Raw genomic sequence first — 14599 nt, forward strand, 5'->3', positions numbered from 1 at the left:
GGGGAGCCAGGCCGGGCGCGCCCTTGGCCGTTCACGCCGATCGGATACCCTAGAGCCCTTTCCGACCTGATGGCTTCATCAGGGTCGGCCGAAGAGGGCTCTAAATCACAAGTTTAGAGCGTTTTCCGATAGCCGTTTCACACCGATCGGAACACGCTCTAGGCGGAGCGATGAGCTTGCGCAAAAGGTCCAGGATCAAGCGCGGCGACGACCGCGCCCAGCAATTTACCGGCTGATATCGGCTTCAGGATGCGACCTTCAAACAGGTCGGCGCGCGCGGGCGACAAGGCATCGTGATCCGCCGAACACAACAGCATCGGGGCATGGCGATTGGGTCCGGCGCCGGATCGGATCGCCTGAGCGGTGTCGATGCCCGACAGGTCGGGCATATGCCAGTCCAGCAGGATCAGGTCGTAGGGCTGGCTATTGGCCGCGGCGATAGCCTCGCTTCCATTGCAAGCCGTATCAACGGTCAGGCCCAGCGATTGCAGCATCAGGCTGATGACCTCGAGTGTTTCCGGGTGATCATCGGCGGTCAGAACCCTCAGGCCCGGTGGCAGGAGGGGCGTCTCCTGCCCCTCGATTTCACGGTTGGCCTTGCAGGGCGCCGCCGGCAGTTCGAACCAGAAGGTCGAACCCTTCCCCTCGATGCTGTTGACGCCGATTTCGCCGCCCATCGCTTCGACTAGGCCACGGCAGATCGCCAGGCCAAGGCCCGTGCCGCCAAAGCGCCGGGAAATGGATCCATCAACCTGGGAGAAGCGGAGGAAAAGTCTTGAGATATTGTCGGGAGAAACACCAATGCCGCTATCTGTGACCTCAAATCGGAGGCGGTTTGCAGCCTCATCAAATGACGTCGCGACTGAAACCTGTCCAGTCTGAGTGAACTTGATGGCGTTGCCCACAAGATTGACCAGCACCTGCCGAACGCGCTTGGCGTCCGCCATCACGTAATGCGGCAAGCCCTCGAGGCCGTCGTGACAAATCTCAAGGCCCTTATTGGCGGCCTGAATATTCAAGAGGTCGGTGGTTTCAACGACGAGGGACGACATACTCGTCGGCTCGGGCGAAAACTGAACCTCCCCGGCCTCGATCTTCGAAAAGTCCAGAATGTCATTGATCGTCGACAGCAAGGTGCGACCGCCGGCGACAATGCGGTCGGCGGCCAGGCGAACCCTGTCGGAAAGGCCGGATTCGCCCTGAATCTGCTGCGAAAAGCCAATCACACTGGTCAAGGGTGTGCGGAGTTCGTGGCTCATATTGGCCAGGAACTCGGCCTTTGCGGCGGCGGCGGCCTCGGCCTGTCGGCGAGCCTGGACCAAGCCGTCCTCAAGCTCGCGCCGTTCGGTAACATCGCGATAGGTCGAGTTGACCATGATGATCTGCCCGGCGCCGTCCCTGACGAAAGTGGGACTGCCCTGGAGCCAGACATAGTCGCCGGCCTTGGTCAAAACGCGCCACTCGCGGCCTGGCGGCTCGGATCCCGGATTTTTGAGGAATTCTGCCAGCAGGCCTACCGCAGCGGCGACATCGTCAGGATGGATGAGCTCGGGCAGGCGGCGACCGACCAGTTCCTCTGGCCGATAGCCAAGATGGATCGATGAGGGCGAGGCATAGCCGATCACGCCGTCCAGCCCGAACTGCAGGGTGAGATCGCGTGCGCTGTCGGCCAGGAGGCGATAGCGCCGCTCACTGGCCTCGGCATTCTGCTGGGCGCGGCTAGCCTCCTCATTTGCGCGGATCAGCTCGGCTTCAATGGCCTTCCGATCGGTGACGTCGCGCGAGACGTCAATGAATTCGCGCAGTTGTCCTGTCTTGGGGTCTCGAACCGCGAAGGGCTGGGACTCCATGACGCGATACTCGCCAGCAGCATTCCGAATCCGCGATTCCAGCGCCGGGAGCCGCGCGTCGGGCTCCATCGCCAAACGCGTGTAGTGTTGCACTGCCTGCGGCTGGTCGTCAGGATGCATGAACTCGCTGGTGAAATGGCCAATGAGGTCCTCGGGCTCGAAGCCGAGAATGTCCTGGACGACCGGCGACACCGCCAGAGTTTTGCCATTGGGGGCAAATCGCATGATGATGTCGCGCGACCCTGCGACGAGCCGCCGAAACTCTTCATCGCGCTCGGCCAGAGCCCGTTCGGCGCGCTTGCGGGCCGTGATGTCCCGGATCGCGTGGACCAACTCCACGATGCGGTTCGAGACGGGATCCCGGATGACGCGAGGGTGTGTCTCGATCCAGATCACCTCGCCGTCCCTGCGGACCATGCGATACTCTGCCACCAACTCGTCGTTCTTGATCTGGCCGCTCAGGAGCGGGCCAAATTGACTCACGGTCCTGGACTGATCATCGGGATGGACCAAATGCAGCAGGTTGCGACCTTTGAGGTCGTCAATTGCAAATCCCAACACACGCTCGCAGGCTATCGAGACGTAGGAGATAATGCCGTCGGGTCCGCAGACGACGATCATGTCGTTGCTGTTCTCGGCGAGCCGGCGGTAGTGGGCTTCGCTCTGAGCCAGTTTTTCGCGCAAGGCCCGGGCTTCGGTCATGTCCTGAGCGACGCCGCTGACGCGCGTCAGGTCGCCCGAGGCCGAGGTCTGGGCGCCCAGGGTCGAGGTCAGGTAGCGAATCTCGCCGTCTGGTCGCTGCACACGATAGTCGCAGGAGAAAACCTTGTCGGGCTCGATGGTCAGCCGATTGATTGCGGCCTCGATCGTCGCAATGTCCTCAGGGTGGATTTGCGCATAAAGGCTGTTGAGGTCCGTGGCCGGCGCGGCCGGATCCGAACCGTGAAGGGCATGGATGGTCGGGGACCCCCGCCACACCCCGGTCTCCAGGTCGTACGACCAGTTTCCCACTCCGAGCAGACGTTCGGCGCTGCTCAACTGAACCTCGGCGATATCCAGGCGCGCCTCGCTGCCGCGCATCGCCAGAATCACCCCCAGGGTCGCGGCGACATCCGTCAGCACGGCCTTGGTCCGTCTGCTGACGGACCGTCGGGAAACCTCGTCGATGGCGTAAAGCGCAACCAGGAACTGGCCCTGATCGTCGAGGATGGGTACGGCGGTTAGCGAGCCTCTGACTGCCGCGCGGCGGTCGACCAGACCGCCGTCGGCCCCGACGCCGGCCGCCAGGAGGCCGGCGGTCAAATTCAGGCGCTCAATCAGGTCCTTGTCCCAACGCGATGAGTCGCGCTCAGACCAGGCCAGGCCGACGGTCGTCTGCTGCAGAATTCGCGCAACGCCCCGCAGGACCTTGGTTAGCCGTTCATCGCCCTTCGCGCCCGGCGTGCGGATCCGGTGGCTACCGCTCACCCGAACAACCGATCGATCTCATTGAGGGCCTCGCTCTGCCCCGGCGATCTGGCTTCGTTGCCCTCCGGCGTCCCGCCGTCACGGAACCGGCTGATCGAGGCCATGAGGCCACCGGCCTCGCCGGCCAGAGATTGGCTGGCCCCGGTGGCTTCAGCGACCATGGCCGCATTGTTGCGGGTGATTTCGTCAATCAGGGCCACGGCGGCATGAATGCCACTGATACTCTCGCTCTGCATGCGACTGGAATTCGAGATCCCCTGAACCAGACCATGGATCTGCATGACCTGACCGACGATCTCGGTCAGGACCTGGCTGGTCTGGGAAACCTGGCTGCCGCCGGCGGCCACTTCGGCATTGGCCCGCGTGACCAGGGCGCTGATTTCCTTTGCGGCCGTCGCCGAACGTTGAGCCAAGGCCCGGACCTCTTGGGCGACGACGGCAAAGCCGCGCCCGGAATCGCCGGCCCTGGCCGCCTCGACACCGGCATTGAGCGCCAGAAGGTTGGTCTGAAAGGCGATCTCGTCGATCACCGCGCTGATCGTGCCGATCTGGCCGGACGAGGCCTGGATGCGCGCCATGGCTTCGACCGCGCCGTCCATGACGGTCGTCGAGCGCTCTGCCGACTGCTTGGCGGCGACGACAACGTGCAGGGCCTCCTCGGCCTTTGCGGTGGTGACCTGGACCTCGCCTTGCAGCACCGTCAAGGACTGAGCCGATTCACGGACGGATGTGGCCTGTTGCTCGGTCCGCGATGACAGGCGTTCGGCGGCGCGCGACAGTTCCGACGCCCCGAAGCTGACCGCCTCGGTGGCCTCCAGAATTGAGCCCATCACCGAACCCAGGGCCTCCATGGAGGCGTTGAAGTCGATCCGCAGCTGGTCGAGGCCTGGGCCGAATTGCTCGGACATTCGGATCGATAGATCGCCGACCGCCAAACGCTCCAGTGCGTCGCCCAGCCTGTCGATGACCGCGGCGTGGTCCGTCGACAGTCGCTCGACCTGCGCGGCGCGGGCGATGAGCTCCTGTTGATAGGTCTGGATCTCGGAATCATGCGCCAGGCGCGCCGCCTTGCGTTGCAGCGCGGCGCGCCGGAACGTGTCGACCGACCTCAACATGCTGCCGATCTCGTCACTGCGCTTCAGATAGGGCGGCTCCACGTCATAGTCGCCCTCAGCCAGACCGGCCATGTAGGCCGTGGTCTTGTGCAGCGGTTGCAGGACTGTTCTGCGCAGGTGAAAGGCGACCAGAATACTGACCGTGACGCCGACACAGGCCAGGACCAGGGCCATGACTTGCGATTCCTGCATGCGTCTGATGGCGACGGCTTCGATCGCCTGATGCTGCGCAGCGATGCGCCCCATCAGCCCCTGCCTTTGCGAGCCGAGGCTCTCAAGATCATCGGTCAAGGCCAGGGCCGCCGCGTCAAAGCCGGCCATATGGACATTGCCCGCCGATGTGCCGCCGTCGATATAGGCGCGCGCCATGGTCACGCCGCTGGAATAGTAGGCCTCAAACATCGCTTGGGAATTGGCCAGTCGCTGGGCCAGTTCCGGGGCTCCAAGCTTGAACGCCAGCTTGCGCGCTCGCGCCCCGTCTTCCGCAAACCGTTTGCGGAACGCTTCGGCCTGTTCGAACCCGTCGCTCAGCCCGTCCTCGCCGCGCGTCGCCGAGATGTCGGTCAGGAACTGCTGGACCTGAAAGACGTCGAATTGCATCGCCGCGACCGCTTGGCTCAGCTCGAAACTGGCGGTCGTCGCCTCGGTATCGCGTTGAATTTCCGCGCGCCTCTGGATGAGGCCATAGCTCGTTGTGGCCGCCCACAGGCCCGCGACCAACACGATCAAACAGCCCAAAAGAACAAGAGCAATCGACATGTCGCGCGCGATACGCTTGTTGTCGAGCTTCGGGTCCCTAGTTTTTGTCGAGGCCAGGATCATGCACGTCCCCAATCTATGCTGGGATCATGGTTGTTGAATCTTAATGCGCAGAAAAAGGGATCGGAGTCAGGCCTTGCCTGCGACAATTTGACTTTCCGTTCTGATCTGCTGAAACTTACTGCCCTCGCCGGGGCCGGCCCCAGACACATTCCGACCCAATCAGATTGTGACGAGGCTTGCGTTGCGAGATAAATTGAGTGGCCTAGTCTTGCGTCCCGGCCGGGCGAAGCGCTTGTGTCGGAAATAGCCTGGGCAAGTCACGGAGTGTCGCTATGGAAATCCTGGTGGTCGAAGATGACGAAGCCATTCGGAATTTGATCGTTTCCCAACTGCAGGACGCCGGCTTTGACGTTTCGACGGCCTGCGACGGCGTGGAAGGTTTGGCCTCTATTCGCAACCGTCGCCCCGACGCCGTCCTGCTGGACATCAACATGCCAAACATGGATGGTTTTGCGGTGTTGGAAAAGCTGAAGAGCGATCCCGCGACCAGTGAACTTCCGGTTTTGATGCTGTCGGCCCAAAGTTCGCCTGAAGATATTCATCGGGCTGTTCACCTCGGCGCCGACGATTACATCGGCAAGCCCTTCGAGACCCGGCAATTGCTGCGACGGGTGAACCGCATGCTCAGCAAGATAACGCCGGTCTAAAGACGCGGGTTCAGCACACGCGACCCCATGACGCACGCCTAGCCGTTCTCAAAGGGCGTTCCCTAATGCCGAATTAACCAAAAACTCCGCAGGCTGCGACATCGCATTCTCGAGGTCGCGCAATGAAACTGTCGTCCGCGTTCGCCATCCTTGCCGGCGCCCTCGCCTTGTTCCTTGCTGTCGCGGCCGGAGTGGTCTGGAACAGCATCGACACCCTGCGGATCGGTGGCGCCAACTATCAGCACATCATCGACAACAAGGATTTGATTGCGGACGTCCTGCCGCCGCCGATCTATGTCATCGAAGCCTATATGACAGCGCACCTCGCCGAGGACGCTCCCGAAGATCTTGCCGCCAACAAGGCCACGCTGAAGCGGCTGAAGTCCGAGTATGAGCAGCGCCTGACCTATTGGCGGGGCAAGACCCTGACCCCCGAGATCAAGGCTGCGATCTTCGGTGAGCCCGATCGCCGCGCGCGGGAGTTCTGGACCATCCTGGAAAACGGCCTGCTGCCGGCGATCGAGCGCGGCGACCGCGCCGAGGTCGACGTCAGGGTTCATCAAATGACGGCCGCCTTCATGAGGCATCAGGCGGCCGTAAACCGCATGATCCCCATCATCCAGGCCGAGGCCGCCCATCAGGAAGACATCTCCCATAGGGCCCAAGCAGTTGCGTTCGGCATCCTTCTGGCCCTGAGCCTGGCCGCCATCGCCCTGCTGGTCGTCGCGGTCCTGATCGTGCGCCAGCACGTCCTGGCGCCGCTGGAAGACACCACCGGCCTCATGAACGCGCTGGTCAACGGTGATCTGAATGTTCGCTCGGCTCACACCAAACGTGCCGACGAGATCGGCGCCCTCGCCAATGCCCTGGAAAAGTTTCGCACCAACGCCCAGGAGCGCCAGGGACTGGACCGGGCCACATCGAGCCAGAGGGATCTTGAAAGCTCGCGCGCCAAACGCATGGCTGAACTGGTCGAGGCCTTCACCGGCAAGCTCGATGATGTGATCGGCGGATTGACCACCTCGTCGCACGATCTGCACAGTTCGGCGGTCACCCTGGACAGGAGCTCTTCGAACGCCAGTCGCCAGGCCGAAGAGGCCGACGAGGCGGCGCGCAATACCTCGACCCACATCCAGGAAATCGCAGCGGCCACAGGACAGCTGCGCATTGCCGTCCAGGAGATCTCCAGCCGTATCGCCGAGTCGGCCCGTATCTCCAGCGAGGCCGAAGCGATCGGTCTGGAAACCGAGAAGGTCATTGAGCAACTCGCCGACGCCGCGCGTCAGGTCGAGGAGGTGACGTCCCTGATCAGCGACGTGGCCGACCAGACCAATCTCCTGGCTCTCAACGCCACGATCGAGGCGGCCCGCGCCGGCCAGGCGGGCCAGGGCTTCGCCGTCGTCGCCGCAGAGGTCAAACAACTTGCGACCCAGACCACCAATTCGACCGGCGCGATTTCCAAGCGGATCGCCGAGATCCAGCAGGTCAGCCGCACCACAGCGACGGGTGTGCGCTCGGTGCTCACGGCGATGACGCAGGTGCGCGAAATCTGCGCGGCGGTCGCAGCGGCAGTCGAAGAACAGGCGGCGACCACCAGTGACATTTCCGATCGCGCCATCGGCGCCGCTCGCGGCGCCTCTTCAGCCGCTCGAGGGGTTGAAAGCATGACGATGGCCACGGCCGAGGCGGGCGAGTCCAGCCGTCGATTGCTCGATACCTCTGGTCGGGTCAATGCGGCCACCGAAACTCTGCGCCGCGAGGCCGAGGCGTTCTTCAAGGCCCTGAAGGCGGCTTGATGGCCTTGGCGCGGTCATCCGAGCCGGCCTAGGCCCACGACCTGAGACTGATCTGGATGCCGCGCTCGGCCGTGCCGTCGGTTCTGGGCGTACAGGGCCTGACCTTGCCCCAGTGCAGGCTCTAGGCGGGTCTCTTAGGGATCAGGTCTGACGGGAGCCTGCGGCGGTCATGGCCCGGAGGCGGACCATTTGAACGTCACTTAAGAGCCAGATGTCGTCGCCGGCGCGCCCTTGCGCCCGCGCGGGCTCGCGCCTGTCCAGCGCTTGAAGGCGCGGGAGAAGGCGCTGGGGTCGGAGAAGCCTACGAGATAGGCGGTCTCGTTGACCGACAGCTTCCTGCCGCCCAGATAGTCCAGCGCCATCCGCCGACGCAGATCGTCCAACACCGCATCGAAACTGGCGCCCTCGGCCTTCAGGCGGCGATACAGCGTCTGGCGGCTGAGGCCCAGACGTTTGGCGACGGCGTCCATGGCCAGGTCGCCGGTATGCAGCAGCGGGATCAGCAGGGTCTCGACCCGGCCGCGCGTGGTCCGGGTGGACACAAGCTGCTGCAGCAGCGTCTCGGCATGTTCGTTGAAGATCCCGAAGACGTAGCGATTGGGCCCATGGGTCTTGACCGCCAGCCAGGAGGCTTCGATCCGCAGGGCGTTGCGGGGCTGGTCGAAGGCGACGGGCGCCTTGAAGATGCGGTCGTATTCGGCGCTGTAGCTGGGCCGGGGATGGGTGACGTGCACCGCGGTCACGAACGGCACGTCGCCATGGCTGCGGGTCACTTCGCAGGCAAACCGCGAGAAGGCCCCTTCGGTCAGTTCAGGGAAGTCGTTGGGATCGGGGCGCCGGTCTTCCAGCCACAGCTCCTCGCCCTGTCGGACCAGCTGGAAGCGCTGCTCGACGCCCAGGCCGTCGATCTCGGTGACCAGCCGGGAATAGCGGCTCAGCTGCTGCAGGCTCTCGCCCATGGTCTCGCCGGCCTTGCAGATCAGGCCGACAATCGACAGCTCCTCAAAGCGCGTGCCTTCGCTGAACTTCAGGGCCAGGGAGGGCTCGCCAGAGAGCTCCTGGCCGGCCTTCATCAGGGCTTTGTAGCGGTCCATCGGGATGCGGCTGTCCTGATCAGCGAGGTCTTCGACCGCGATGCCGGCCCGCGCCGCAAGGGTTTCGCGGTCGGCTCCAAGGGAGACGGCGAAGTCCATCAGCGCCCGGGCGAAGCCACCTGAAACCGTCGATCCGCGCATCTGAGCTCCAGGGTCAAGAATCTGGCCCCACCGATCATGGCGGCCCAGGCGAGCGGTTCCTAGCCTTGATCTCACGGCTCGCTTTGAGCCTTTCGGAAACAGGCAGGCAGAATGAAACCGGTATCGGCGCGCCGCAGGGATGGGCGGGCGGCGGCCACCCTGGCGCTCAGGGCTTCGGCGGCGCTCTGGTATCTGGCGCTGGTCGTCGGGCTGTGGGTGTTCGGCTACTACATCGTCGCCCTCTATGGCGTCAGCGCGCTGCGGGGCGAGTGGGCGCGCTGGAACACGGTGTTGCCGGCCGGGCACGGCTACAATTCCGGCGACCTGGGCGGCAATGCGGTGCTGGGCGTCCACCTGCTGGCCGCCGGTCTCGTCAGCTTCAGCGGCGCGCTGCAACTGGTCCCCCAGATCCGGTCGCGCGTCCCGGCCCTGCATCGCTGGAACGGCCGGCTGTTTCTGCTGATCGCCCTGATCATCAGCGGCTCAGGCCTGTATGTCGCCTTCACCCGCGGCGCGGTCGCGGGAAGCTATATGGCGGTTGCCAATACGCTGAACGCGGTGCTGGTCATCGTCTGCGCCGTCCTGGCCTGGCGCCACGCCGCCGCCCGCCGGATCGCCCTGCACCAGCGCTGGGCTCTGCGATTGTTCGTGCTGATGTACGGGGTCTGGTTCTATCGGGTGGGGATGATGCTGTGGTTCGTCATCCACAAGGCGCCGGTGGGCCACAATGACACCTTCACCGGGCCGTTCGACATCTTCCTGGCCTTCGCCCACGTGCTGCTGCCGCTGGCCGTGCTGGAGGTCTACATGGTGGCCCGCGACCGGGGCGGGGCGCTGGCCAAGACCGGCATGGCGCTGGCCCTGCTCGTCCTGACCCTGGCCATGAGCGTCGGCATCTTCGGCGCGACCCTGGGGATGTGGCTGCCGCGGCTGTAGAGCATTTTCCGGCGAAGTTGACGCCGGTTCGTCGCTAGAAAATGCGTCAAGAATGGAGGACTCTAGATACCCGCCAGCGGAAACACCCGCGTCTGCTTGACCACCCCATAGGCGAAGCTGGTGTCGATCGAGGCGATGCCGGGGATGGCGTGCAGCCGGCGGCGGATGAAGTCCTCATAGGCCTCCAGGCTCTCGACGATCACCCGCAGCAGATAGTCGTCGCCGCCGGCCAGCAGGAAGCAGTCGAGGATCTGGTCGATCCGCGCCACCTGGTCCTCGAAGCCCTTGACCACGTCCTGGCCATGGCGATCCAGCCGCACGCGGATGAAGACGGTGATCGGCAGGCCATAGGCCTTCTGGTCGACCAGGGCGGTGTAGCCGGTGATCACCCCTTCGGCTTCCAGATGGCGCAGCCGGCGCAGGCAGGGGGAGGGCGACAGGTTCACCCGATCAGCCAGATCCTGGTTGGTCAGGCGGCCGTCCTTCTGCAGTTCGCGGATGATCTGCCGGTCCTTGGCGTCCATATCGGGTCCTCGGGGTGGAATCTGCCAAACTGAACGTCTTCAGTAGCAGACTTGGCAATCTTCCGCCGCTGAATCCGCGCCAATCTCGTGCCGTAACCACGGAGCACCGTCATGGCGCGCGACCTCATCCAGACCGGCTTTTCGACGCGGGCCATCCACGCGGGCTATGATCCGGCCGACGAGCACGGCGCCCTGACCCCACCCGTCCACCTGACCTCGACCTTCGCCTTCGACAGCGCCGAGGCCGGCGGGGAGATGTTCGCCGGCACGCGGCCGGGGCACTTCTATTCGCGGATCTCCAACCCGACGACCGACCTTCTGGAGCGCCGGGTGGCCTCGCTGGAGGGCGCCGAGGCCGGCGTCGCCACGGCCTCGGGCATGGGCGCGATCACGGCGGTGATGTGGAGCTTCCTGCGCTCGGGCGACGAGGTGGTCACCGACCAGACCCTGTATGGCTGCACCTTCGCCTTCATGCGCGACGGGCTCTCGCGGTTCGGGATCACCGTCACCCAGGTCGACATGACCGACATGGACGCCCTGGCGGCGGTGGTGTCCGACAAGACCCGGATCATCTATTTCGAGACCCCCGCCAATCCCAACATGCGCCTGGTCGACATCGCCGGCGCGGCGAAAGTCGCGCGGGCCTGCGGGGCCAAGCTGGTGGTCGACAACACCTACGCCACGCCGCTGCTGACCCGGCCGATCGCGCTGGGAGCTGACATCGTGGTGCACTCGGCGACCAAGTATCTGGGCGGTCATGGCGACCTGATCGGCGGCATCGCTGTCGGTGGGGTGGAAGACATGGCGCGCGTGCGGCTGACCGGGGTCAAGGACATGACCGGGGCGGTGATGTCGCCCTTCACGGCCTTTCTGGTCATGCGGGGCCTGAAGACCCTGGCCCTGCGCATGCGCCAGCATTGCGCCGGCGCCGCCAGCGTCGCAACGTGGCTGGAGGCCCATCCGGCCGTGACGCGGGTCTTCTATCCGGGGCTGAAGAGCTTCGACCAGCACGACCTGGCCCAGCGCCAGATGGCCTTGCCCGGCGGCATGATCGCGTTTGAACTGGCCGGCGGGCACGCGGCCGGGGTGGCGATGATGAACCGCTTGACCCTGATCCGCCGGGCCGTGTCGCTGGGCGACGCCGAGACCCTGATCCAGCATCCGGCCAGCATGACCCACTCGACCTATAGCGCCGAGGAACGGGCGGCGGCGGGCATTAGCGAGGGGCTGGTGCGGCTGTCGATTGGACTTGAGGACGAGGCCGATATCCTGGCCGACCTGGCCCGCGCGCTGGCGACGGCGGCCTTGCCGGTGGTCGCCTGACAGCCCTCAAAGGTTAATGGCGCGGCGCCATGATCCGTGAGGCCTACCGTATGTCGATTGTCTGACAAAAGTCACTGGTTTCAGAGGCTTGTGAGAGGCGTTTGGTCGCGGGAGCGACAAAATTGCGCGCCTGCACGGCCGATTAACCGCGCCATGCGTTTATGACTTCATGTCCAAGTACGCGCCAGGCGCAGAAGGCGATCGGCGGGGCGCGGCCCGTCTCTCGACCCACAGGGCGGGAAAGCTGCTCTGTGGCGGCTTCGCCTGGGACTGTGTGATCCGTGACGTTTCCGATGGCGGGGTTCGCGTGCAGATGCTGGCCGGCGCGGCGCCCCCCGCCAAGGCCCAGCTTGTCGACCTGGCCGCGGGCCTGGCTCACGATGTCCAGATGGCCTGGCAAAAGGAGCGCGAGGTCGGCTTCAAAATCCTCAAGACCCACGACCTGCGCGGTCTGACCCACGCCTCGGCGCGGACGGCCAAAAACATCTGGGCCGCCTCGCAGGCGCGGATCTCGGCCAGCTAAAGCTCTATCTGGGCGAACCGGACGCAAGAAGGCCTCGACGGTCGCCCGCCGAGGCCTTGTGTTGTGCGGGACAGTAGAGGGATCAGGCGGCGGCTTCGTTGCGCCCGGCGTCGTCGGCCATCGCCCGGACCAGATCCAGCACCTGGCGACGGACCCGGCCGCGCGCGATGCGAGGGAACACCTCGGCCAGCTCCAGGCCTTCGGGCGTCGTCAGGAACTCCTGGACGATGCGTTCGGCGTGCAGGCCGGCGTCATCGGCTTCCGAGCCGCCCATGGGGTCGGCCAGTCCGTCGAAGAAGAACGACACCGGCACCTGCAGGGTCTTGGCGATCTCATACAGCTTGCTGGCGCTGACGCGGTTGGCGCCGCGCTCGTACTTCTGGACCTGCTGGAAGGTCAGGCCCAGGGAATCGGCCAGTTGCTCCTGGCTGACGCCCAGCAGTTTTCGACGCATCCGAACGCGTCCGCCGACATGCAGATCGACCGGATTGGGTCGCCGGCCTTCGGTTTCTTCGCCCATCACTTCGCCTCCAAAGGTTGTTTGTCCTACATGACACGACCGTGACGGCCCGGAAAGTAAGGCGCGGCATTAGGTCGCGCATGCGGGACCCATATCCGCCCCGATATGGGTTCAGGGCTGGCTCGCGCCTTCAGGACGCGGTCGAGCAGGGCCTGCGGCCGGGTGTCGATCGGCGAATTGACGACGCCCCGATAGCCTGTCGCGAGGCGGGGCATTGATCAGGTGAGCGCAGAAGTGGTCATGGTCAAAGGCGGCGGTAGCCGGGCAAGATGGGCTTCGACCGCGCCCCGCCGAAAGCCTTTGATCAGGCCGCGACCTCTTCCTCGTCGTCGCCGTTCAGCAGGGCGCTGAGCACGGTGGCCAGGCGCTCGGGCTTGATCGGCTTTTCGACCACGTCCTGCATGCCGGCCGCCAGATAGGTCTGGACGTCGGCGGGATCGGCATTGGCGGTCAGGGCGACGATGGGGGTGATGGCCGGCCGGCCGCTCATCTCGCGAATGGTGCGGGTGGCGGTGACGCCGTCCATGCGCGGCATCTTGATGTCCATCAGGATCAGGTCGAAGCGGCCGCTTCGCGCCATTTCCACAGCTTCCACACCGTCAACCGCCTGCTCGGAGGTGCAGTCGAACATGTCGCACAGCGCCTCGGCGACCATGCGGTTGGTGGCGTTGTCGTCGACGATCAGGATGTGCGCGGCGCGGGCGTCAAGGGTCGGTTCGGCCGGCGGCGCCTTGTCGATCTCGGCGGTCGGGGCGACAAAGGCGAAGCGTACGGTCAGGCCGGCGCCGAGATTGGCTTGCGCCTTCACCTCGCCGCCCAGGCCGCGCATGATCCGGTGGGCCAGGGCCATGCCCACGCCCAAGGCCATTTCGGTACGATCCTCGATGCGCGCCGCGCCCAGCGGCTCGTAAATCCGCGCGAGACGATCTGCGGCCAGACCCCTGGCATTGTCGCGGACGCTGCCGTCCAGATGCACGCCGTCGGCGCCGATGCGGGCTTGCAGGCAGGCCTCGATGACGCCGCGGCCGCTGGCCAGGGCGCTTTCGATCAGGGCGTCGAACACCTGCAGCAGACGCTCGCCGTCGACCTCGACCCCGCATTCGGGTTCGCCGTCATAGGAGAACAGCAGGGTGGATCCGCCCTCGGCGGCGCGGGCCGACCAGCGGGCCTCGACGGCGTCGGCCAGGTCGCGCAGGCGCACGGGCGTCGGGGTCATCGGCAGTTGGCCCCCGGTCGCGCGCTGCAGGTCGATCGCGCGGCCCAGCATGGCGCCCATGTCGCGGCTGGTCTCGCCGATGGCGTGCACGAAGGCGCTGGCGTCCGGTGTCAGGCGCTGTTGCTCCAGGCGCGCGGTGATGGCCAGGACGCCGTCCAGGTGGTGATTGATGTCGGTGGCCATCCGTTCGACCAGCGCCATGGCGTCTGTGGCCTCGCGCTGGCGACGACGATAGGAGGTCAGCAGCGAGCCCAGTCCGCCCACGCCAACATAGTCACCGGCCTCATCCACGGCCACGAAGGCGGTGCGGAACACGGGCGAGGGGTTATCGGCGAGGCGGTCGACGAAGGCGCCAAGCTCTGTCCCGACGGGGACCTGGCGCGGATCTCGGTCCATGACCTCGACGACGGGGCGCTGGCTCAGGGCGTCGCGGGCGACGGCCATCATGCCCAGGAACACGTCACGATAGACAATGCCTGTCGGCTTGGCGCCGTCGACGACGGCAACCGAAAAAGCTCGGGGATCTGCGTCGAAGATCGTCCAGACGTCCTGGCAGGACGTGGTGGAGGCGACCGGCGGACGGCGATCAATAAGACGAGATAGCGTTTCCATGCGGCCGCTTCGC

The 14599-nt window shown here is 65.2% G+C and carries 10 protein-coding genes and 2 pseudogenes; 6 read left to right on the forward strand and 6 right to left on the reverse strand.

Annotated elements, in window-relative coordinates; genetic code table 11:
• Nucleotides 1-158 precede the first annotated feature (158 nt).
• Together ACN2C8_RS02195 and ACN2C8_RS02200 are read right to left on the reverse strand one after the other, a co-directional pair.
• Complete coding sequence (locus ACN2C8_RS02195) at nt 159-3152, reverse strand: PAS domain S-box protein (protein ID WP_419262220.1); 2994 nt, start codon at nt 3150-3152, stop codon at nt 159-161.
• Nucleotides 3153-3313: 161 nt separating this feature from the next.
• Nucleotides 3314-5032, reverse strand: a complete 1719-nt coding sequence (locus ACN2C8_RS02200; RefSeq protein ID WP_419254165.1) for a methyl-accepting chemotaxis protein — start codon at nt 5030-5032, stop codon at nt 3314-3316.
• A gap of 494 nt (nt 5033-5526) precedes the next feature.
• On the opposite strand from ACN2C8_RS02200, the gene ACN2C8_RS02205 reads away from it, so the two are divergent.
• The 3 genes and pseudogenes from ACN2C8_RS02205 to ACN2C8_RS02215 all read left to right on the forward strand — a co-directional run.
• Nucleotides 5527-5901: a response regulator transcription factor gene (locus tag ACN2C8_RS02205; RefSeq protein WP_419254166.1), complete on the forward strand. Its 375-nt coding sequence runs from the start codon at nt 5527-5529 to the stop codon at nt 5899-5901.
• Between the two features lie 782 nt (nt 5902-6683).
• A pseudogene (locus tag ACN2C8_RS02210) lies at nt 6684-6734 on the forward strand (hypothetical protein); the annotation flags it as partial.
• Nucleotides 6735-7208: 474 nt separating this feature from the next.
• Nucleotides 7209-7697, forward strand: a pseudogene (locus ACN2C8_RS02215) (methyl-accepting chemotaxis protein); the annotation flags it as partial.
• Between the two features lie 200 nt (nt 7698-7897).
• On the opposite strand, the gene ACN2C8_RS02220 reads toward ACN2C8_RS02215, so the two are convergent.
• Complete coding sequence (locus tag ACN2C8_RS02220; RefSeq protein ID WP_419254167.1) at nt 7898-8932, reverse strand: AraC family transcriptional regulator; 1035 nt, start codon at nt 8930-8932, stop codon at nt 7898-7900.
• 111 nt (nt 8933-9043) lie between these two features.
• Between ACN2C8_RS02220 and ACN2C8_RS02225 the strand changes: the two genes are divergently transcribed.
• Nucleotides 9044-9868, forward strand: a complete 825-nt coding sequence (locus ACN2C8_RS02225) for a DUF2306 domain-containing protein (protein WP_419254168.1) — start codon at nt 9044-9046, stop codon at nt 9866-9868.
• Nucleotides 9869-9930: 62 nt separating this feature from the next.
• Here the strand turns inward: ACN2C8_RS02225 and ACN2C8_RS02230 are convergent, their stop codons facing one another.
• The gene (locus ACN2C8_RS02230; RefSeq protein ID WP_419254169.1) at nt 9931-10392 is read right to left on the reverse strand and encodes an Lrp/AsnC family transcriptional regulator; all 462 of its coding nucleotides are present in this window, start codon (nt 10390-10392) and stop codon (nt 9931-9933) included.
• A 111-nt stretch (nt 10393-10503) separates the two neighbouring features.
• Between ACN2C8_RS02230 and ACN2C8_RS02235 the strand changes: the two genes are divergently transcribed.
• On the forward strand, nt 10504-11715 hold the full coding sequence (locus ACN2C8_RS02235; protein ID WP_419254170.1) for a methionine gamma-lyase: 1212 nt from the start codon (nt 10504-10506) through the stop codon (nt 11713-11715).
• 169 nt (nt 11716-11884) lie between these two features.
• A complete protein-coding gene (locus ACN2C8_RS02240; protein WP_419254171.1) occupies nt 11885-12238 on the forward strand; it encodes a PilZ domain-containing protein in 354 nt (117 codons plus the stop codon).
• Between the two features lie 82 nt (nt 12239-12320).
• On the opposite strand, the gene ACN2C8_RS02245 is transcribed toward ACN2C8_RS02240, so the two are convergent.
• A complete protein-coding gene (locus ACN2C8_RS02245; RefSeq protein WP_419254172.1) occupies nt 12321-12758 on the reverse strand; it encodes a helix-turn-helix domain-containing protein in 438 nt (145 codons plus the stop codon).
• Between the two features lie 304 nt (nt 12759-13062).
• Entirely contained in the window at nt 13063-14586 is a 1524-nt protein-coding gene (locus ACN2C8_RS02250) for a response regulator (RefSeq protein ID WP_419254173.1), read from the reverse strand.
• Between the last annotated feature and the right edge of the window lie 13 nt (nt 14587-14599).

The sequence above is a fragment of the Caulobacter sp. ErkDOM-C genome, assembly GCF_048541825.1.
GTDB lineage: Bacteria > Pseudomonadota > Alphaproteobacteria > Caulobacterales > Caulobacteraceae > Caulobacter.

Bases quoted from the DNA above. Each gene is read 5' to 3' on its own strand.
- ACN2C8_RS02240 (WP_419254171.1), top strand. From the start codon at position 11,885: ATGTCCAAGTACGCGCCAGGCGCAGAAGGCGATCGGCGGGGCGCGGCC.
- ACN2C8_RS02200 (WP_419254165.1), bottom strand. From the start codon at position 5,032: ATGCAATTCGACGTCTTTCAGGTCCAGCAGTTCCTGACCGACATCTCG.
- ACN2C8_RS02220 (WP_419254167.1), bottom strand. From the start codon at position 8,932: ATGCGCGGATCGACGGTTTCAGGTGGCTTCGCCCGGGCGCTGATGGAC.
- ACN2C8_RS02235 (WP_419254170.1), top strand. From the start codon at position 10,504: ATGGCGCGCGACCTCATCCAGACCGGCTTTTCGACGCGGGCCATCCAC.
- ACN2C8_RS02230 (WP_419254169.1), bottom strand. From the start codon at position 10,392: ATGGACGCCAAGGACCGGCAGATCATCCGCGAACTGCAGAAGGACGGC.
- ACN2C8_RS02250 (WP_419254173.1), bottom strand. From the start codon at position 14,586: ATGGAAACGCTATCTCGTCTTATTGATCGCCGTCCGCCGGTCGCCTCC.
- ACN2C8_RS02245 (WP_419254172.1), bottom strand. From the start codon at position 12,758: ATGGGCGAAGAAACCGAAGGCCGGCGACCCAATCCGGTCGATCTGCAT.
- ACN2C8_RS02205 (WP_419254166.1), top strand. From the start codon at position 5,527: ATGGAAATCCTGGTGGTCGAAGATGACGAAGCCATTCGGAATTTGATC.
- ACN2C8_RS02225 (WP_419254168.1), top strand. From the start codon at position 9,044: ATGAAACCGGTATCGGCGCGCCGCAGGGATGGGCGGGCGGCGGCCACC.